Raw genomic sequence first — 19,931 nt, forward strand, 5'->3', positions numbered from 1 at the left:
TGATCGTGTTTTTATTCTTCTAATTCCATCTCTTCCTGAACTTCTTCCGCTTTGTCCGTTACACCGTTATTGTCTAAACCGTAATATTCACGGATTTGTTCCTGAATCATCAGCATGATGTCTTTATTTTCTTTTAAGAACTGCTTGGCGTTTTCACGGCCCTGACCGAGACGTTCTTCTTCATAAGAATACCACGAACCGCTTTTTTGCACGATATCCAGTTCAGTTCCAAGGTCGATGATTTCCCCTTCTTTGGAGATTCCTTCACCGTACATAATGTCCACTTCAGCCGTACGGAACGGAGGAGCGACTTTGTTTTTTACGACTTTAATTCTCGTTTTATTCCCCATCACGTCGTTGCCCTGCTTTAATTGCTCGGCACGGCGCACTTCAAGGCGCACGGAAGAATAGAATTTCAGCGCGCGGCCGCCCGGTGTCGTCTCCGGATTTCCGAACATAACGCCGACTTTTTCACGAATCTGGTTAATAAAGATTGCGATTGTTTTAGATTTATTGATGGCGCCGGAAAGCTTTCGGAGCGCCTGAGACATGAGACGCGCCTGTAAACCGACGTGTGAATCACCCATGTCACCTTCAATTTCAGCTTTTGGAACAAGCGCCGCAACAGAGTCAACGACTACGATATCAACAGCTCCGCTTCGCACCAGCGCTTCAGCAATCTCTAGCGCCTGCTCTCCCGTATCCGGCTGAGAAAGCAGAAGCTCTTCGATATTGACACCGAGCTTTTGCGCGTAAACAGGATCAAGAGCATGCTCAGCATCAATAAATGCTGCCTGTCCGCCTTTTTCCTGAACCTCAGCGATTGCGTGAAGCGCTACAGTCGTTTTACCTGAGCTTTCAGGTCCGTATACTTCAATAATCCGTCCGCGCGGGTATCCGCCTATTCCGAGAGCGGTATCAAGTGCAAGGGAACCGCTTGGCACCGTTGAAATTCTTGTATCCGTTTTTTCTCCGAGCTTCATGATGGAACCTTTGCCGAATTGTTTTTCTATTTGCTTAAGAGCCATATCTAAGGCTGCCTGACGATCACTCATTTATTTTTTCCTCCTTTATCTTGCCACTACATATACTATACCTTGTTTACTGGCATTTGCCAAGAAAAAAGCGAACGCATATTCGGATTTTTTCCGCGTTCGCTTTTCTGCAAAAGAGCATAATTTCCCTTATAAAACTTAAAAATCAGAGAAAACGGCTCTTTAAAACTTTATTTTTGATCCAGCATTTTTAAAATGAGATGGCAGCCGTATTTAGCGGCGCGCTTTCTGATCCCGGTTCTTGAGCCGGCAAAGTTAAATTCGTGCACCTCTTCTTTTCCTTCCGCTGAAATGCCGATAAAGACGCGGCCCGGCGCATGCCCTTCCTGCGGGTCGGGACCCGCAACCCCGGTAAAGCTGATGCCGATATCGCTTCCGGTCAGCTTTCTCACACCGGCTGCAAGCTCTTTCGCACACTCTTTGCTGACCGCTCCGCTTTCTGCGAGCGTCTCAGCTTTCACGCCGAGCACATGCTGTTTCACGCTGTCGGAATAGCAGACAACGCCCCCTGCAAATAGTTGAGACGCACCGCTTAAATCAGTCACCCACTCTGAAAACAGGCCGCCTGTAAAGCTTTCGGCAGAAGAAATCGTAATTCCGTTTTGTCTGCATGCTTTTGAAAGCTCCTTCACCAGAGACGTATCATCATATCCGTAGAAAAATTCACCGACACGTTCTAAAATGGCGGCTTCCGTTTCTTTTAAAAGCCGTTCTGTTTCTTTTTCGTCGGCATGTTTCGCCGTTAAACGCAGCGTGACCTCTCCGTCAGCAGCGAGCGGGGCAATCGTCGGGTTCGTCTGCGCATCAATGATATCTTCTAAATCAGCTTCAAGCTGGGATTCACCGATTCCGAAAAACCGCAGCACGGTTGAAACGATTTTCTCATTAGAACCGAGCTTTTTAAGAAGCAGCGGCTTCGCTTCATTTTCAAACATCGGACGCAGCTCGCTCGGCGGCCCGGGAAGCAGCATATAAAGCCTTGAGCCGTGCTCTGCAAGCATTCCCGGCGCCATGCCGAAATGATTCGCCAAAACGTCTGAGCCCTCAATGACGAGCGCCTGTTTGCGGTTATTCGGCGACATGGTCCGTTTTGTTTTCGCGAAATATTCTTCGATCGACCGGAACGCTTCGTCATTCAGAACGAGCGGGCGCCCCAGTGTGTTTGCAATGGTTTCTTTCGTCAAATCGTCCTTGGTCGGTCCGAGGCCGCCTGAAAAAATAATCAGGTCTGAGCGCTCTTCGGCAATGCGGATGACTTGCTTAAGCCGCTCCGGATTGTCACCGACAGCGGTATGATAAAACACGTTTACACCGATTTCCGCCAGCTCTTTACTGATAAACTGCGCGTTCGTATTGGCGATCTGGCCGAGCAGAAGCTCCGAGCCGACTGCAATGATTTCTGCTTTTTTTGCTATTTCCATCTTTAAGTCCTTCTTTCTTAGTTAGATGTTTTTAACGCATCCCAGTTCTTCGCAAAATAATCCCAGCCGGAAATGACTGTGAAGAGCACGGCCACCCATAAAGCGATATCGCCGAACGGGAAAGAAACGAGCTCAAACGGAAGATTATGCAGCAAAAGCGCGGCAACAGCGATGATCTGAGCCCATGTTTTAATTTTCCCCAGCATATTGGCGGCTACAACTTCCCCCGTTCCCGCCAGCACAAGTCTTAATCCCGTTACGGCAAATTCGCGGCTGATGATGATGATGACCATCCACGCCGGCGCAAGGTCAAACTGCACAAGCGTAATTAATGCCGCGGACACCAGCAGTTTGTCAGCCAGCGGATCTAAAAATTTCCCGAAATTTGTCACGAGGTTCAGTTTTCTGGCGTAGTAGCCATCCACCCAGTCAGTCGTTGATGCGATAATGAACAAAACAGCTCCCGTAAGATGCGCGACCGGAATCGATTCATCCCCTATATGAACGCTGCCCCACTGAAAAGGAACAAGCATGATAATCATAAATACAGGAATTAAAGCGATTCTTGCCAGTGTGATTTTATTCGGTAAGTTAAACATAAAGCCCCTCCAATATATGTACTCGGACGTGAAGAAAAAGTCATCTTAATCGTTCAGATGACTTTTCCCCTTTTATTTTTTCATCTTGATTGTGATGGTCTGCGCCATCACATCATGCGGATTGAGTTCATAGGACAGAACCTCTCCGTTGATTTTAATTTTCAGGTTAGGGGCATAGCCCGTGCGGATTTCAATCTGCTTTTGATCCGTGACGTCTTTTTTAAAGGTTTCGCCTTTTTGCAGCGTTCCTTCTTTTAAAGAACCGCCGCTGTCATCACGGACGCGGATCCATGCGCTGTCAGAAGCAATCAGTTCAAGCTTATACTTATCTGCCCCGGAGACGTTGTATGAAGAAGCCGAGCCTTCCGTTCCGGCCGCTTTGATCTCCGTCTTTTCACTGCTTTTTTCTTTCTTCTGCTCTGACGCTTTTGTGTCCTTTTTGTCTTTTTTGCTGTCAGATTGCGCTTCGTCATTTGTATTGCCGTCGTTTTTCAGCGCAGAATCCTTAGGAATCTCATACTTGCTCTCACTTTGGGTGACGGCCTTATCTCCGTCTGTCTGCCCGGATTTGCTCATTCCGAGCTGAATAATCGCATAAATGATCGCGATGACGATAATGACACCGATGACGACAAGGACGGTCGGAAGCCATTCCGCCGCCTTTGAAGCGGACTTAGGAAGCTCCCTTTGCATGGCGAGACCGGAGATTTTTTCCGACACATCGTCATGGTACGTGTTAGGGATGTCTTTTTTATATTCTTCAAATAACTGATCTGAATCAAGCCCGACAGCTTCAGCGTATTGCTTGATAAACGCCCGCACATAAAAATTGCCGGGAATGACGTCATAATTGCCTTCTTCCAGAGCGGTTAAGTATCTTTTCTGAATTTTCGTCGCCGCCTGGAGTTCATCCAATGACATCCCTTTTTCCTCTCTGGCTTCTTTAAGCCGGATTGCTAATTCTGTCACAACAAACACCTTCCAATATTAAAAATCAAAGCTTGAAAAACCGGTCTGATCAAATATTTGCGGTTCTTCTGCATGTTCATATGTAATAACTTCGTCAGGATCATTTCTGAGTTCGATAATATAATCGAAATCATCGAGCGTATACTCCGAATTTTGAACAAAAATATCGGGGTGCTCCACGACCTTTGTCGCCGGAAGCCGCATAATTTCACTGACGAGCTGAAGATGGCGCTCAGATCCCCGTCTTGTCGAAACGATGCCGTCGAGGATAAACACGTTTTCCGTGCTGTATTCATCGGCAACCAGCTGGCTCCGGATCGTTTGTTTTAGCAGCGTTGATGATACGAAAAGCCATCTTTTGCTGGCACAAACGCTTGACGCAACGATGGACTCCGTTTTTCCGACCCTCGGCATTCCCCGGATTCCGATCAGTTTGTGTCCTTCTTTTTTAAACAGCTCGGCCATAAAGTCAACCAGAAGACCGAGCTCGTCCCTTTCAAAACGGAAGGTTTTTTTGTCATCGGCATCACGCTGAATGTATCTTCCGTGGCGGACTGCGAGACGGTCGCGAAGCCTCGGTTCTCTCAGCTTCGTTACTTTAATGGTCTCCATTGTTTTTAAAATTGATTCCAATCGTTTAATTTGATCTATATGCCGGCATCTGAGCAGCATTCCCCTTCTGGAAAGGTCGACACCGTTAATTGTGACAATATTAATTGACAGCATCCCGAGAAGAGATGAAATATCCCCGAGCAGGCCGGGGCGGTTCACTTGAATTTCATATTCAAAATACCATTCGAGCTTTGCCAAATGATATACCCCCTCCATTGTGGCAAATTTTTACCTTCCTTTATCATAAAACATTTTTCTCTAATTAGAAAGAAGAATGTTGCTCTATAGAGGAAAACATAAAAAAAGAGAGGAGAAATCCCCCCTCTTAATGAGTGCTGTTATTTTCAACAAGCTTCACCATCATATTTGCGATGGCGCGCTGTTCATCTTCAGAAGCAACGCTCCAAAGATCAGCAAGCACTTTTTCCTGATGGTTTTTCGAGTCGACTTCGTTCGCAAGGTAACCGCCGATTTCTGTAGCGAGGTCAGTGATCGTTTCATCACTCATCCCTTTTTCCTGCGCATAGTTCAATCTGTCGCCAAGGAAATTCTTCCAATTATCCCAGTTTTCTAATACTGACATGTTGGGTTCCTCCATTTCATCTGTTGTTACAAAATTATTTTGTCCGTACAGATGCAAACTATACACACATTTTTTTCAGCAGTGCCAGCCGCCGTTTACGGATAATATATGCCCCGTAATATAGGAAGCCTTGTCCGATAATAAAAAGGCCGCCGCTTCGGCGATTTCCTCCGGCTTTGCCAGCCGGCCCGCGGGAATTTCCTCTGCCAACGCTTCTTTTTCATCAGACGTGAACTGATCAAGCATATTTGTATCAACGGCACCCGGCGAGACTGCATTCACGCGGACGCCGCTCGGAGCAAGCTCTTTGGCAAGCGCTTTGACGAACGAATGCTGCGCTCCCTTGACCATGCTGTATAATACCTCGCACGATGCGCCTGTTTCTCCCCAGACGGAACCGATCGCGACGATGCCCCCGCTTTTTTTCCGGATCATGCCGGGCATCAGATTACGCGCCAAAAGAAACGGACTCGTTACATGCAGCTGCACCATCTCCCGCGCCGTGTCATCCGTAACGTCCGTAATCAGGCCGAAATGACTTTTGCCGCTGTTTAATATCAGAGCATCCACAGGCTGCTTAACGGAACGGCTGAGTGTCTCCGCGCCATCCGGTGAGGACAGATCCGCCTGAACAACGGAGGCTTTTACGCCGAATGATGCGCTCAGCCTTTCCGCAAGCCTGTGTGCGGCTTCCTTATTAGAATGATAATGCAAAAGGACGTCATACCCGTTTTTTGCGAGGACTTCACTTATACTTTGTCCGATTCCGCCGCTTGCTCCGGTTACGAGCGCTGTCTGTTTCATCAATCAATACTCCTTCTTTCCCCAGAAAAACATCCCTCAGGGCGTGAGGGATGTTTTTGTTATGATTTTGGCACGACTTTGCAGACTGTCAGCCTGTCTTCTGATAGTTCTTCTTTAATGACCCGCTTTACGTCATCCAGCGTAATCTGCTCCAGTACGGTTACGACATCAAACAGACTCATATCTAAAAAGGCGTAGCGTGTGAATTGGTTGGCGATATATTCAGGCGAATTGAGCGCTTTTAAGAATGACCCGATCTTCTTTTTTCTCGCAAGATCAAGTTTTTCCGCAGTCACGGCTGATTCTGCATCAAGCAGCATGTGTTTTAATTCGTCAGCGAGCTTATCCGGCTCCGGTGTATCTCCTCCGACAGAGGCAAAACCGAATCCGTATTCAGCCGTGTAATCAAAGCTGAAAGTTTCATCAATGTAGCCTTTGTCGTACAAGTCACCGTAATGCGGTGAGCTTTTTCCGAAGAGACATTCAAGCATGAGGTTCATGCTGAGCTCGTGCTTCAACAGCTCCTGCCCCGTTTTATAAGGGTCTTTCGCCTTTAAGCCGACAAGACATTTTGAGCCTTGCACGTTCATTTTTAATTCCTGCTCCCGGCGGAAAACCGCTTCCTGCTCCTGAACTTCTTCACGTTTGATTTCGGGCTGGTCTGTAAACGGCTTTTTCTCCTGGTTTTTCCGCACCTGGCTGATGACCGCTTCAGGATCTACGGGACCGACGATAAAGAGCAGCATATTGCTCGGGTGATAAAACGTTTCGTAGCACTCATACAGCAGATCTTTCGTAATATGTGAGATGCTCTCCACCGTTCCGGCAATGTCAATTTTCACGGGGTGGTCTTTATACATATTTTCGATAAGGCCGAAAAACAGCCGCCAATCCGGATTATCATCATACATATTGATTTCCTGGCCGATGATGCCTTTTTCTTTTTCAACTGATTTTTCCGTGAAATACGGGTCCTGAACAAAATCCACGAGTGTTTCCAGGTTTTTCTCCACATTAGAAGTGCTGGAGAACAGATAAGCGGTTCGTGTAAATGATGTAAAGGCATTTGCCGACGCCCCCTGCTTACTGAAGTCCTGAAACACGTCGCCGTCCGCTTTTTCAAACAGTTTATGCTCCAGAAAATGCGCGATTCCGTCAGGGACGTGTACCATTTCTTCCTTATTTAAAGGAACGAATTGATTGTCAATGGAACCGTACTTTGTCGTAAACACGGCGTATGTTTTATTAAAACCCTGTTTCGGCAGCACATAGACATCAAGGCCGTTTGCCATTTTTTCATGATACAGCGTTTCCTGAAGCTGTTCGAAGTTTATCGGTTTAGTCAAGATGCTCCCCCCGTCCCTTTTAAGAAATAAGTCGTATCCAGCTTAATGTTCTTTCCGACATTGATAATGTCCTCTTTTGTCACTTTCTCGATATTGTCAAGGAATCTTTCGATCGGTATCTCTACTTGGGCTGAGGCCTGCTGATACAGAAATTCCGCTAAACCGTATGCCGTATCAATGGTTTCTAATACTTGATTTTTAATAACGGCTTTCGTTTGGGCGATATCATCTTCTGAAAAGTCACCGTTTTGCATAGCCTGAAACTGTTCTTCAATGATGGTGACGGCCTGCTTGTAATTTTTCACCTCAATGCCCGACATGACCATCAAAAGCCCTTTGAAACTTTCCACCCTTGAGGCTGCATAATAGGCGAGGCTCGCTTTTTCACGGACATTTATAAACAGCTTTGAATGAGAGAACCCCCCGAACAGCCCGTTAAACACCTGCAATGCCGGATAATCCGGATCTGTATATGTCGTATTGGTCCGGAATCCGATATTCAGCTTGCCCTGCTTGACGTCCTCTTCATCAATGACTTCCTTCGGATCGGGCTGTTCATTCGCCGCGCTTCTTTCAAAAGGCTGCAGCTTCCGTTCTTCCGTTTTAAAATACGTATCAACGGCCGTTTCCACCTGATCTGTATCAACATCGCCGATGACGTACAGGTCCAGCTGATCTTCGCGTATGGCTTTTTGATAGGCTTCATACAAATCATGCGGTGTAATGTGTTCAACATCATCGAACTCACCGTTGACGTGAAGGGCATACGGTTCGCTTTTGCACATTTCCTGAACGAGACGCAGATTAGAATATCTCATCTTATCATCATATACGGCTTGAATCCGCTGTTTAAGCGTCCGTTTTTCCTGCGTGACATAAAGGGGCAGGAAGGCGCCGTTTTCCAAAGCGGGCGAAAAGACAAGCTCTGATAAAAGCTGAAGGCCTTTTTCCAATAACGGTGTGCGGTCCTTCAGATACTTTTCATTAGGAATCTCAAGTCTGAACGTAATGACATGACGTTCTCCCTTTTTTGTCAGATCAGCTGAAACGGATGTGCCGTACAGCTCATCAAAATAAGACCGCAGATCAGCGGTTTTCGGGCGGCTTTCTGTTCCGCGCAGAAGCACATGCGGAAACAGCGCCCTTTTTGTTACGAGCTCTTTCGTTAAAGGAGCCAGCATTTTAAACGTCAGCGAAACGGTTTTAAATTTCTCGGTCTTTACGATGTGGGCGGTGATCCCGCCGTGCTTTGACTTCATTTCATTTACGTAAGTCATGTGAAACCTCCTTCGTTCATTCTTTCATAGTATGTATTATGACCAAATTTCAGCATTCGCAAAAAAGAGTGCGCAGATGTAATTATATCAACTGGAGGATTTATAAGGAAACAAAAAACCTCTGCCCGAAAACAGGCAGAGTCATTGAACGTTATTTTTTCAAATTGAAAGGCCACCAGTTGGCTCTTCCGAATATTTTCACCATGACCGGTACAAAAAACGGAAGGACGACAATTGCGTACATGAGAAGGCCTGTTAATACCACGGTTGCAATCTGTAATAAGGAAAGAACGCCTGACGGCAGCATGGCCGCAAAGGTTCCCGCTAAAATAATGGCTGCAGAAATGATGACGGAACCCATATTTTTCATACTGCTGATCATTGCGGGTTCCGTTCCTTCTTTTTTAAGCTCATTAAAGCGGTCCATTAAAAAGATGGAATAATCCACGCCTAGAGCCATCAAAATGACAAAGCCGAAGAACGGCACGGCCCAGTTTACGCCCGGATACCCGAAGAAGTGTGTAAAGATGTATTCCGTCACGCCGATGGATGCGAAATACGTCAGTACGAGCGACGCCACTAAATAAACAGGCATAATGAGGGAGCGCAGCATCACGATGAGAATCAGAAAAATTCCCGCCAGCATAAACATGGCCGTCCGTTTGAAGTCTGAATCCGATACTTCTTTCAGATCGGCATTCATGCTGGAGACTCCCGAAACGCCGAAAGAGGCATTCTTCAGATCCGTGTTCGGAATGGCCCTTTTTACGCTCGCTTTGATCGCTTGAATATCTTGAATGGCCGTATTTGAGTAAGGATTGTTATCAAGAACGACGGTCAATTCTGTCGTTTTTCTGTCATCTGACATGTACGTATTAAACACGCTTGTGAAATCACTGTTTGTCAACGCGTCTTTCGGCACAAACCAGCCTGTCATTTCTTTGTCTGACGCCTTGTGAAGCTCACCCAGGTAATCATTCGCCCCCATCATGCCGCTTGATACTTTCTTAAGCCCTTTTACACTATCGTTAAGGCCTGAAGAAAGATCGCTGAGCCGGGAAGAAAAATCACCGAGACCGCTCTTCATTTTTTTCTGGCCCTCGGCGAGCTGTCCTGCCGCCGATTCAAGGCGCGGCATTTGTCCCGCGAGAGCCCCCTGTCCGTCTGACACTTGCTGCAGACCGTTTTCAATACTGGTCAGACCATTGATCATTGCGTTAATTTGAGTGTCAATCTTCTTCTGAGCGGCTGCCAGTCGGGCAAATTGTTTTTCCGCTTGCTGCAGATGAGCCTTTTGACTGTCGACCTGTTTAGAAAACGCTTCTGCATCCGCGTTTGCCTTGGAAACGGCTGACTGTACACCCGTAAAGGCCGATTTGATTTCTTGGTAAGAGGGATCGGTTTTGACTGACGGTATTGACGCTTCCAATTTTGCAAACGGCAGCCGGGCAAGCTGCTTGTTCAAATCGGCAAGCTGTCTGCTGGCTTCATCTTTCATCGGCAGGACGGTTTTTACCAATTTTAAAGCGTTTTGCGTTTCTGAAGCGAGACCGCTGTTTTGTTTGAGCTGTGAAGTCAGCATTTGTTTTTGCTCTTCAATCTGCTTTCTCATCTGGGCGACGCCGGCTTTATTCTCGTTCACGCCAGCCTGCAGTTTATTCAGGTTTTCTCCTATATCAGAAAGCCCGGATTTCAGAGACAATGTTCCGTCAATAAGCTGATTGACGCTTTTGCCCGACTCTTCGATCTGCGGCTGTGAATCAGCTAACGACTTTGCGGCATGCCCTAATCCGTCCGTGATTTTTTCAAGTCCTGTATTGCCTTTATCAAGCCCTTCTTGAAGCTGCTTTGCCTGATTTGTGACAAATAATTGATTCAATCCGTTTCCAGCAGGGCGCGTGGCGCTTCTGACCGTTTTTACACCCTCTGTTTTTTCAAGTTCTCTGCTGATTTTTTCGATATCAATCAGGTGTTTTTCGGTATTTAATGTCTCATCATTTTTGATGACGACTGTGGCCGGAAGAAGTTCTCCCGGGCCGAATGCGTCTGAAATCGTATGAAACGCGCGCACGGATTCATATTTATCCCCGATTTCGTCAAGACTGTTGTAAGACAGCGAACCTTTGTAAAGAAGGATAGGCGGGACGGTGAATACCGCAACGATTGCAAGACTGATGAGCGGCCTTTTAAATGAAAACCGCCCTGACGTTTCCCATGCTTTGCTTTGAGGATGCGAAATATCGCCCTTAACAGGCCAAAACAGGCTTTTTCCTAAAACAGCCATAAAAAACGGCACGATCGTCATGAGCGCAAGCAGCAGCACCGCGACACCGACCGCAACGGCCGCTGCCGACTGATACAGCTTAAATGTCGCAAATCCGATGCAGGCAAATCCGATCAGCACCGCACCGCCGCTGTACAAAACCGTCTTTCCGGCCGTTTTGTAGGTGACGACGATCGCTTCTTTTATGTCAGCGCCATGCGACAGTTCTTCTTTAAATCTGCTGAGAAGCAGAATGCAGTAGTCTGTGCCGATCCCGAACATAATCGCAACCATAAAAATCTGCGTAAAAGTTGAGAGCGGAAAATTCAGCTGATCGACTAAAAATGCGACAATCGACTGGCTGACTAAATAAGATATCAATACTGATAAAAGCGGCACGAACGGAGCGACCACTGACCGAAATACAAGGATCAGCACGATCAGGATAAAAGCGACCGTTATATATTCAGTCTTTTTCAAGCCGTCCTGTGAGCTTTTTAACACATCTTCGTCGATCAGCGATTGGCCTGTAATGCCGTATGATACGCCGTACGGTTTCAGCTCTTTATCAATTTTATTTTTTATTTCGATGATATCGTTTTTGGATGTATCAAGCTGCAGCTGAACGAGCATCGTTTGTCTGTCTTTTGACAGCAGCTGTTTTTTAATGTCGTCATTTTTCTCCCCGAAGTATGAAGTCACCGTTTTAATCTGAAGCGCTTTTTTATGTTCAGACAAAGTGCTGACGGCTTCTTCCAGACGATCTTTTTTGTCTGTCATTAAGCCTTTTTCGTGAAATACGATGACGGCAGAAGAAGACGGTGCATCGGAATCAGACATTTCATCAAGCAATTCATGGGCGTAAGAAGAGGAATATCCGTCCGGTACGGAAATCTGCCCTTTCTCCCGTGTCAATTCAGCCATATCAGGCGCTGTAAGCATAAATATCACCGTTGCGGCGACCCACACCGCGGCGATGATCCAGCGGGCTCGGATAATGTTTTTCATTATGTCTGCTGATCCTCCTCAGTCATCATCAATCGATATAATTTTTCATATGTATTCACGAACATCTCCGCCTCGTCTTCATCAAAATACATAATATATGATCGGACGAGTTCCTCAATCCGCCGCTCCACACGGTGAAATACTTCCGTCCCCTTTTCCGTGACATTTAAAAGTATGCTCCGGCGGTCGCTTTGGCTGCGTTCTCTATTGATGTAGCCTTTTTCATACAGGCGGTTCGTCATAGATGTAATGGCGCTTTTATTGACGTGGCACACCGCGGCCAGTTCAATTGATTTGCAATCGGGATTGAGCATAATATAGCGGAGGATGTAATATTGATCCAATGTCAGTTCTTTGTTCACTTTTTCAGCGATAATGCTGTCAATTTTTTTTAAGACGTGCAGGTATACATCGGAATAACGCTGAATCAGCTGCTTTACTTTTTCTTCATGCACCTTTTCCCCCTCCTTCCGATAGTTAATATGTTTAACTATTAAAAAGGATAACGACTTGACGGTATCATGTCAATCTTCAAAATAAAATAAAGAAAGACAGTGCAGATTACACCGTCTTTAATGATTCCTTTTTTTCTTTTGCTTGTGATGAGATATTTAACAGCGCTAAAAATACAGACACAATGCCGCAAAAAGCGGATAAAATAAAAATCAGCCAGCCTGCATTTGACATCAGGGCAGCAAAGATCGGCGGTCCCGCCGCTACTCCGATAAACCGCATGCTGTTATAAAATGAGGTAATGGTTCCCGATTCCTCGTTGTCTACGCCTTCTGTGATGACAGCGTCTAAAGCCGGCAATGCCATTCCGATACCGATACCGCTGACACACAAAAAGATAAATAATAAATAAAAACTGTGATTCCACCATAGGCCGATAAACGACAGTGTCACGGCACTCATTCCGAAAACGATGCAAAACTTCATTTTGCCTTGGTCTTTTCCGATTTTCCTGCCTGCTATATATGAACTGACGGATAGAAATAAAAGCGGGATTGCCAAAAGCGCTCCTTTAGCCACACCGTCAATGCCGTATTTCTTCTCCAGTGAGTCTGATAAATAAAAAAGAACCCCGAACAGCAAAAACATAATCACGCAGCCGATGATAAAAACCGTAAAGAGCCAGCGTCCGTCACGCTTAAATATGCGGCCGACATTTTTCACAAATTCGGAAATAGAAGGCGCTTCTTTTTGTTCCTCCGGCTTTGCCACCAAAAACAATACGAGAAAAAAACTGATGAGCGAAAAAAACGGAATGAACCAAAATGGCATAAACCAAAACCATGCAGCCAAGAGCGAACCGAGAATCGGGCTTATTACTTTCCCGGCAGTGTTAGACGTCTCAATATCGCCGAGCCCCGCGGTAATCCGCTCATCATCCCCTTTGAATAAATCACCGATAAACGGCATCACTACAGGAGCCGCCCCCGCCGAACCGATTCCCTGCAGCACCCGCCCCGCCAAGATAATGGGATAAGGATGCTTGAACGCGGTGGAAGCTATCGCGGCAAGCGCTCCGCCCGCACCGGCTATGAGAAGACAAGGCAGAAGAACCTTTTTTCTTCCGAATTTATCGGACAGATATCCGGCAATCGGAATACAAATAATCGCCACAATCGAATAGACCGTTATAATTAACGATACTTGAAAAGACGATATGGACAGCTTCTTTTCAATCATCGGAAGCACAGGAATCAGCATGGAATTCCCGAGTGTCATCACGAGCGGTACAGAAGCCAGAGCAATGATATTTTTCGTTCCATTTTTCTTCTTACTCAACTTATTCACCCATTCACTATACTTGGTTGTTTCCTGTTTTATTGTGCCTTGCAGAAAACAAAGTATGTACTGAAACGGCAAATAAAAAAACAGACACATGACGCGTCTGTCTTAAAAACGTTTTCTTACAACATGAAAACTGAACTTATCAGCCCGGAAATAATTTAATGAATACAGCACAGGTTCATCATTCTGATTATAGTGGGTTTGCTTCAGCAATAAAAGCGCCGTCTCCGGCTCGCATTCCAAAACCGGTGAAATCGTATCGTGATATCCGATCGGTTCGATATCAGCAACGGCATAGCTGATTACAGACCCGGAGTTTTTTTCCAAAAGATCAAAAATAGACTCCTGTTCATGACAGAAAGAATTCGGCAGAATGTGCATCGGAATCGTATCTAAACAGTAAACGACCGGAGTGCCGCTTGCCGTTCTCACGCGTTCCAAATAAAAAAGCTCCTGCTCAGGCTCAAGCCGGAATCTAGCGATATCTTCATCAGACGGCGTGATGACCTGAGACGACAAAAAAATCGTACCCGGCACCATGTTCGCCTGCTGAATCGTTTTCGTCACGCTGTTGAGCTGTTCAATACCTGAAAGAAACAGCGGTTTTGTATGGACGAAAGTGCCCACACCGTGCCTTCTGATAATCACATGCTCCTCTTCAAGGATACGCAAAGCTTCACGCAGAGTTGCCCGGCTGACACCCATTGATTTTGAAAGCTCAAATTCAGAAGGAAGCTTTTCCTTTTCGGTGTAAATTCCGTTTTGTATATCCTCTTTGATTCGCTCAATCACTTTTAGATACAAGTGACGATTGTCAGCTTTTGTAGACATGTTTCCCCTCCGTAAACCACTTTCATAAATTATTGAACAATTGGGACAACTATATCATGTTTTAATAAAAAAATAAATAGGAATGATTTTGGTGATATCATTTTCAGTGAAAACTCTCTCCTTTTTAAGAAGAGAGCTCATCATATTGTTCCTTAGATAATAGTACTTCCCTCGGTTTGCTTCCTTCATACGGCCCGACGACGCCCCGTTCCTCCATTGCGTCAATCAGACGGGCAGCTCTCGTATATCCGATTCTGAACCGCCTTTGGAGCATGGAGACTGATGCCGTCTGCATGCCGATAATCAAATCGACCGCTTCGTCATAGAGATCATCCGTTACTTCACTGTGTGTTTCCGAAACTTCTTCCGGAATCATCTCTTCTTGGTACTGCGCTTTTTGCTGCGTAATGACATGATCAACGACATGCTCAACCTCTTCATCGGATAAGAATGCCCCTTGCACACGCACCGGCTTATTTGCGCCTACAGGCAGAAACAGCATGTCTCCGCGCCCCAGAAGCTTTTCAGCGCCGCCCATGTCTAAAATTGTCCGTGAATCGGTCTGAGAGGAGACACTGAAGGCGATTCTTGACGGGATGTTGGCTTTAATAACACCGGTAATAACGTCGACTGAAGGCCGCTGTGTCGCGATAATCAAATGAATTCCCGCCGCCCGCGCCATCTGTGAAAGTCTCGTAATTGAATCTTCCACGTCGGAAGAAGCGACCATCATCAGATCGGCAAGCTCGTCAACGATGACGACGATGTACGGCAGCTCAGGCTGCTTGACTTCTTCTTCGGCATTTGACCGCTTAATATGATCGTTATAGCCTTCTATATTTCTCGTACCCGTATGGGAGAACAGCTCATAGCGGCGCTCCATCTCATTGACGACCTTTTTCAAAGCCTGCGAGGCCTTTTTCGGATCTGTCACGACCGGCGCAAGCAGATGAGGAATGCCGTTATACACATTCAGCTCAACCATTTTCGGGTCAATCATCATCATCTTCACTTCATGCGGTTTGGCCCTCATCAGAATGCTCGTAATAATACCGTTGACACAGACGCTTTTTCCGCTTCCCGTTGCCCCCGCTACGAGCAGGTGGGGCATTTTGTTCAGTTCGGCAAGCACGGCTTCCCCGGAAATATTTCGTCCCAAGCCGATCAGAAGCTTCGCGTCCGGCTTGTCATTGAGCTTGGATTCAAGCACTTCTTTTAACGAAACCATCGCAACTTCAGCATTGGGCACCTCGATGCCGATTGCCGATTTACCCGGAATCGGCGCTTCGATCCGGATATCCTTCGCGGCAAGCGCGAGCGCGAGGTCATCGCTCAGATTCACGATTTTACTGACTTTGACCCCGACGTCCGGGTACACCTCATATTTTGTGACCGCCGGACCGAGATGAACCTGCGTCACTTTCGCCTTTACACCAAAGCTTTGAAAAGTCCGTTCGAGTTTTCTTGCATTCTCGTAAATGTTTTTCTTATCGGTCTGCTGGCCGGTATGTTTCGGGTCAGCCAGTATGTCCAGTGAAGGCATTTGATAATCTTTATTTTCAAGCTCTGTAAACGTCATCGGCGGAGCCGCAGCCGTTTCGCCACTGTCTTGAGCGCCGCCGGAAGGCTCATCTTTTGCCGCTTGTGCAGCCTCCTGCGTTTTTTCCGGGATCAGCGGTTCGGCGGGCTCTTCCTGACGGTCTGAAAAGCTTGAAATAATCGGCTCTGAATGGATGATCGGCGAAATGATTTCCTCATCCTCTTCCTCCGGTTCAGGCTCTTCTTTTTTCTTTTGAACCCGTTTTTGTTTTTTGCCCGATTTTGTTTTTGTTTTCGGTGAAGACATGTTCGTTCTGACTGTTTTCATATCCTCAAGAAATGCCTGCCATTGACTGCGGATAAACCGGCCGACGGGGCTCGTCCACTTTTTGAGCGTTTCCTGCAGTGAACGGCCCGTTACAAGAATCAGCCCCATTAAGATCAGCACGATCGCCATGATCTGTGAACCCGTTGATGCAAATAAAAAGTGGGAAGCTGCAAACAGTACCGCGCCGATCATGCCGCCGCCCAAATCAGGGGAAGCAGCCTGCTGTTTCATGTCAATCATAAACAGCTCCCACGTGTTGCCGATGACACTTGCCGACCGAATCGACCCGTGATAAGACAGATTTTTAAAGAGCTGCACGTGAGACAGCAGCAATATACTGGCGATAATACAGTACAGCCCTGCCTTTCTTCTCGTTAAAAGGCTTGGACTCTTCTTTTTCCAAAACAGCGAAATTCCGAGAAGGAAGAGCGCAATTAAGCATAAAATAAACCACTCTCCGGCAAAAAAACGGAACAAGTACACAAATGTCTGTCCCACAACGCCGAGCTGCAAAACAGCAATAATCGAGATTGCAACACAGAGCAGTCCGCTTAGTTCGTATTTTAGATTGAGCTTACTCTCTTGTTTCTTTTTAGATTTCCGTTTTTTCTTTGCCACACTCATCACCTTACTGCGTTAAAAAATGTAAAATCATACATCATGAAGAAAAGCAGCCTTTTGCCGGCTGCATTTTTCTGTAGGATTCCCCTATTATAGCATATTTTGCCCCCGAGAAACGGACTGAATGCCGGTTAGATTTTCAGCTTGATTTTTTGTCCCGGAGCGATGTCCGGATTCAAGAAATCCATCGGGTTCGTACTTAAAATCTGTACGACTTCAGCTTCATTTCCCTTCATCTCAACTAGCAGCGGCACGCCGGCATAATCTACCTGTTCATGCACGCTTTGCTCTATATCCTGACCGTAAACGACTTCTTGGGGCATGACGGTATAAAGGATCATTGAATCATCCTTCCTTCCTCGCCCTTTCGTTCCTCAATCAGCTGATTCAGCTTTTTTATCGCCTGTCCGACGCCGCCCACGGCATCAATTAATCCGTAATCAGCCGCATCTTTCCCGACTACGTTCGTCCCGATGTCCCTGGTTAAGTTTCCTTTTGAAAACATCAGCTCTTTGAATTTTTCTTCGGAAATATTTGAATGATGGGTCACAAAGTTGACGACCCGCTCCTGCATTTTGTCCAAGTATTCAAATGTTTGCGGAACCCCGATAACCAGACCTGTAAGCCGAACGGGGTGAATGGTCATAGTCGCTGTTTCCGCGATAAAACTATGATCACATGACACGGCGATCGGCACACCTATCGAGTGTCCCCCGCCGAGTACGATTGAGACGGTCGGTTTTGATAAGGATGCGAGCATTTCCGCAATCGCAAGCCCCGCTTCCACATCGCCTCCGACGGTGTTTAAGATGATCAGAAGTCCTTCGATTTTCGGATTTTGCTCAATGGCGACGATTTGCGGAATGACGTGTTCATATTTGGTTGTTTTATTTTGCGGCGGGAGCTGGACGTGCCCCTCAATTTGGCCGATGATCGTCAGGCAGTGAATATTGGTATCTTGGGACATTTGCGGCAGAGATGTCTCTCCCAGCTGCTGAATTTTGCTCATAATGCTGTCTTTCGCATCTGATTTTTCGGGCTGCTGTTCTTCGGTGTTTTCCATACGATGATCCATTTTATCTTTCACCCTTTCCGAATGTCTCTTTGTATTATGAACAAAGATGATGATTTCCATCCGGGACATGAACAAAAACACAGCCGGAGCATCATGCGCTCCGGCTGTGTATACATTATACTTCCATAATGATCGGAATGATCATCGGCTTGCGTTTTGTTTTTTCATAAAGGAATTGATTCAGCGCATCACGCATGGCTTGTTTCAGCGTGGACCATTCTACGGCAGATGTTTCCGTCGCTTCAGTCACGATAGAGCGGACGAGCTCAGTAGCTTGTACAATTAAACCTTCTGATTCTCTGACATATACGAAACCGCGCGTAATGATCTCAGGACCTGATACGAGGTTCTTTTTCTGCTTATCGAGTGAGATCACGACGATGAGAATGCCGTCTTGTGATAATAAGCGGCGGTCTCTCAGCACGATGTTGCCGATGTCGCCGACTCCGAGGCCGTCAATCAACACGTTTCCGTACGTGACTTTATCCCCGATTTTCACATTCTGGCCGCGGAATTCAACGACGTCACCTTTTTCAATCAAGAAAATGTCGCTGCGTTTCATGCCGATCTCTTCTGCGATTTTGGAATGCGCTTTTTGCATTCTGAATTCACCGTTAACCGGAATTAAATATTTCGGTTTCAGCAAATTAAGCATGAGTTTCAATTCTTCCTGCGAACCGTGACCGGACACATGCACGCGTTTTTGGGCGAAAATGACTTGAGCGCCGGCTCGGGCAAGCAGGTTGACGGTTTTGGAATATATCAATTCATGCCCCGGAATCGGTGTTGATGCAATGACAACGGTGTCTCCTTCTTCAATGTTAAGCTGCTTGTGCGCCTGCTTGGCCATCCGCGTAAGAGCGGCCAGCGGCTCACCATGGCTTCCGGCTGTAACAATTGCCACTTCCCGCTTCGGATATTTTTTCACATCCTGCACAGGAATAAACATTTCATCTTCGGCTTCAATATAGCCGAGCTTGCGCCCAAGCTGAAGCACGTTTTGCAGATTTTTTCCGGCGATTGCAAGTTTGCGGCCGTTCTGGACGGCAGCCTGTATCACTTGCTGGATCCGGTTGATATTAGACGCGAATACAGCAATGATGACACGGTTTTCTGAATTGTTCATCGCATCGGAAATTTCACCGCTTACATATGCTTCTGACGGAGTATACCCCGGGCGCTCCGCATTGGCGCTGTCAGAAAGCAGGGCGAGCACGCCGCTGTTTCCGATTTTGGCAATTTCGCCAATATCACATGATTGGTGATAAGCAGGCGTCTGGTCAAATTTAAAGTCTCCCGTGCATACAATAGAGCCAAGTGATGTTTTGAAGCTGACTCCCACTGAATCCGGAATACTGTGAATCGTTTTAAAGAACGATACTTTCGTTGATTCAAATGTAATGACTGATTTAGAGTGAACTTCACGCAAATCAGCTTTTCGATTATGCCCGTACTGCTTGAGTTTTTCTCTCAGTAATGCAAGCGTAAGCTTCGTTCCGTATACCGGCACCGACAGCTTGTTCAATAAATAAAAGACGCCTCCGATGTTTTCATCGTGCCCGTGTGTCAGAAAGATGGCCTTCACGCGGTCAGCCCGTTCTACTAAGTAGGAAATATCCGGAATGACGACATCAATACCGAGCATTTCATTTTCAGGGTGCATCAGCCCTGCATCCACTACAAATATGTCTGAGTCAATTTCAATGACATATAGGTTCTTCCCAATTTCTCCGACGCCGCCAAGGGCGATAATTCTGACGTTTTCTGTATTTTTCTTTTTCAAAATCTGTATCCTCCTAGTCT

At 46.4% G+C, this 19,931-nt stretch carries 17 protein-coding genes; all 17 read right to left on the reverse strand.

Going from position 1 to position 19,931, the window contains the following annotated elements:
* Window positions 1-11 precede the first annotated feature (11 nt).
* Complete coding sequence (gene recA / locus BGM27_RS00975) at window positions 12-1,055, reverse strand: recombinase RecA (protein WP_003154145.1); 1,044 nt, start codon at window positions 1,053-1,055, stop codon at window positions 12-14.
* Between the two features lie 170 nt (window positions 1,056-1,225).
* Window positions 1,226-2,476 carry a competence/damage-inducible protein A gene (locus tag BGM27_RS00980; protein ID WP_007409822.1) on the reverse strand — a complete coding sequence of 417 codons (1,251 nt, stop codon included), beginning with the start codon at window positions 2,474-2,476 and terminating at the stop codon, window positions 1,226-1,228.
* 17 nt (window positions 2,477-2,493) lie between these two features.
* The gene (gene pgsA / locus BGM27_RS00985; protein WP_007409821.1) at window positions 2,494-3,075 is read right to left on the reverse strand and encodes a CDP-diacylglycerol--glycerol-3-phosphate 3-phosphatidyltransferase; all 582 of its coding nucleotides are present in this window, start codon (window positions 3,073-3,075) and stop codon (window positions 2,494-2,496) included.
* Window positions 3,076-3,147: 72 nt separating this feature from the next.
* Window positions 3,148-4,044 carry a helix-turn-helix domain-containing protein gene (locus BGM27_RS00990; protein WP_007409820.1) on the reverse strand — a complete coding sequence of 299 codons (897 nt, stop codon included), beginning with the start codon at window positions 4,042-4,044 and terminating at the stop codon, window positions 3,148-3,150.
* A gap of 18 nt (window positions 4,045-4,062) precedes the next feature.
* Window positions 4,063-4,854: a DUF3388 domain-containing protein gene (locus BGM27_RS00995; protein WP_007409819.1), complete on the reverse strand. Its 792-nt coding sequence runs from the start codon at window positions 4,852-4,854 to the stop codon at window positions 4,063-4,065.
* Between the two features lie 127 nt (window positions 4,855-4,981).
* Window positions 4,982-5,239 (reverse strand): DUF3243 domain-containing protein, encoded by a 258-nt coding sequence (locus tag BGM27_RS01000; RefSeq protein WP_003154150.1) that lies wholly within the window; start codon window positions 5,237-5,239, stop codon window positions 4,982-4,984.
* 75 nt (window positions 5,240-5,314) lie between these two features.
* Window positions 5,315-6,043: an elongation factor P 5-aminopentanone reductase gene (gene ymfI / locus BGM27_RS01005; protein ID WP_007409818.1), complete on the reverse strand. Its 729-nt coding sequence runs from the start codon at window positions 6,041-6,043 to the stop codon at window positions 5,315-5,317.
* Between the two features lie 59 nt (window positions 6,044-6,102).
* On the reverse strand, window positions 6,103-7,389 hold the full coding sequence (gene yfmH / locus BGM27_RS01010; protein ID WP_007409817.1) for an EF-P 5-aminopentanol modification-associated protein YfmH: 1,287 nt from the start codon (window positions 7,387-7,389) through the stop codon (window positions 6,103-6,105).
* Window positions 7,386-8,666, reverse strand: a complete 1,281-nt coding sequence (gene yfmF / locus BGM27_RS01015) for an EF-P 5-aminopentanol modification-associated protein YfmF (protein ID WP_007409816.1) — start codon at window positions 8,664-8,666, stop codon at window positions 7,386-7,388. Before yfmF ends, yfmH begins: the two co-directional genes overlap by 4 nt.
* A gap of 151 nt (window positions 8,667-8,817) precedes the next feature.
* Window positions 8,818-11,937, reverse strand: coding sequence for an MMPL family transporter (locus tag BGM27_RS01020; protein ID WP_007409815.1), 3,120 nt, complete (start codon window positions 11,935-11,937; stop codon window positions 8,818-8,820).
* Window positions 11,937-12,392 carry a MarR family winged helix-turn-helix transcriptional regulator gene (locus BGM27_RS01025; RefSeq protein ID WP_003154157.1) on the reverse strand — a complete coding sequence of 152 codons (456 nt, stop codon included), beginning with the start codon at window positions 12,390-12,392 and terminating at the stop codon, window positions 11,937-11,939. The genes BGM27_RS01020 and BGM27_RS01025 overlap by 1 nt, the downstream gene beginning before the upstream one ends.
* A gap of 106 nt (window positions 12,393-12,498) precedes the next feature.
* Complete coding sequence (gene bcbE / locus BGM27_RS01030; protein WP_007409814.1) at window positions 12,499-13,728, reverse strand: bacillibactin exporter BcbE; 1,230 nt, start codon at window positions 13,726-13,728, stop codon at window positions 12,499-12,501.
* A 111-nt stretch (window positions 13,729-13,839) separates the two neighbouring features.
* Entirely contained in the window at window positions 13,840-14,565 is a 726-nt protein-coding gene (locus tag BGM27_RS01035; RefSeq protein ID WP_007409813.1) for a GntR family transcriptional regulator, read from the reverse strand.
* 124 nt (window positions 14,566-14,689) lie between these two features.
* A complete protein-coding gene (locus BGM27_RS01040; protein WP_007409812.1) occupies window positions 14,690-17,050 on the reverse strand; it encodes an FtsK/SpoIIIE family DNA translocase in 2,361 nt (786 codons plus the stop codon).
* Window positions 17,051-17,184: 134 nt separating this feature from the next.
* Entirely contained in the window at window positions 17,185-17,394 is a 210-nt protein-coding gene (locus tag BGM27_RS01045; protein WP_003154161.1) for a YlzJ-like family protein, read from the reverse strand.
* A complete protein-coding gene (locus BGM27_RS01050) occupies window positions 17,391-18,128 on the reverse strand; it encodes a ClpP family protease (protein ID WP_003154162.1) in 738 nt (245 codons plus the stop codon). Before BGM27_RS01050 ends, BGM27_RS01045 begins: the two co-directional genes overlap by 4 nt.
* 115 nt (window positions 18,129-18,243) lie before the next feature.
* Window positions 18,244-19,911, reverse strand: a complete 1,668-nt coding sequence (rnjB, locus tag BGM27_RS01055; RefSeq protein ID WP_007409811.1) for a ribonuclease J2 — start codon at window positions 19,909-19,911, stop codon at window positions 18,244-18,246.
* Between the last annotated feature and the right edge of the window lie 20 nt (window positions 19,912-19,931).

Source organism: Bacillus sp. FJAT-27001 (assembly GCF_019039175.1).
GTDB classification, from domain to species: domain Bacteria; phylum Bacillota; class Bacilli; order Bacillales; family Bacillaceae; genus Bacillus; species Bacillus velezensis.

Coding starts and splice junctions, on each gene's coding strand:
- recA (WP_003154145.1), bottom strand. CDS start 1,055: ATGAGTGATCGTCAGGCAGCCTTAGATATGGCTCTTAAGCAAATAGAA.
- BGM27_RS00980 (WP_007409822.1), bottom strand. CDS start 2,476: ATGGAAATAGCAAAAAAAGCAGAAATCATTGCAGTCGGCTCGGAGCTT.
- pgsA (WP_007409821.1), bottom strand. CDS start 3,075: ATGTTTAACTTACCGAATAAAATCACACTGGCAAGAATCGCTTTAATT.
- BGM27_RS01000 (WP_003154150.1), bottom strand. CDS start 5,239: ATGTCAGTATTAGAAAACTGGGATAATTGGAAGAATTTCCTTGGCGAC.
- ymfI (WP_007409818.1), bottom strand. CDS start 6,043: ATGAAACAGACAGCGCTCGTAACCGGAGCAAGCGGCGGAATCGGACAA.
- yfmF (WP_007409816.1), bottom strand. CDS start 8,666: ATGACTTACGTAAATGAAATGAAGTCAAAGCACGGCGGGATCACCGCC.
- BGM27_RS01020 (WP_007409815.1), bottom strand. CDS start 11,937: ATGAAAAACATTATCCGAGCCCGCTGGATCATCGCCGCGGTGTGGGTC.
- BGM27_RS01035 (WP_007409813.1), bottom strand. CDS start 14,565: ATGTCTACAAAAGCTGACAATCGTCACTTGTATCTAAAAGTGATTGAG.
- BGM27_RS01045 (WP_003154161.1), bottom strand. CDS start 17,394: ATGATCCTTTATACCGTCATGCCCCAAGAAGTCGTTTACGGTCAGGAT.
- BGM27_RS01050 (WP_003154162.1), bottom strand. CDS start 18,128: ATGGATCATCGTATGGAAAACACCGAAGAACAGCAGCCCGAAAAATCA.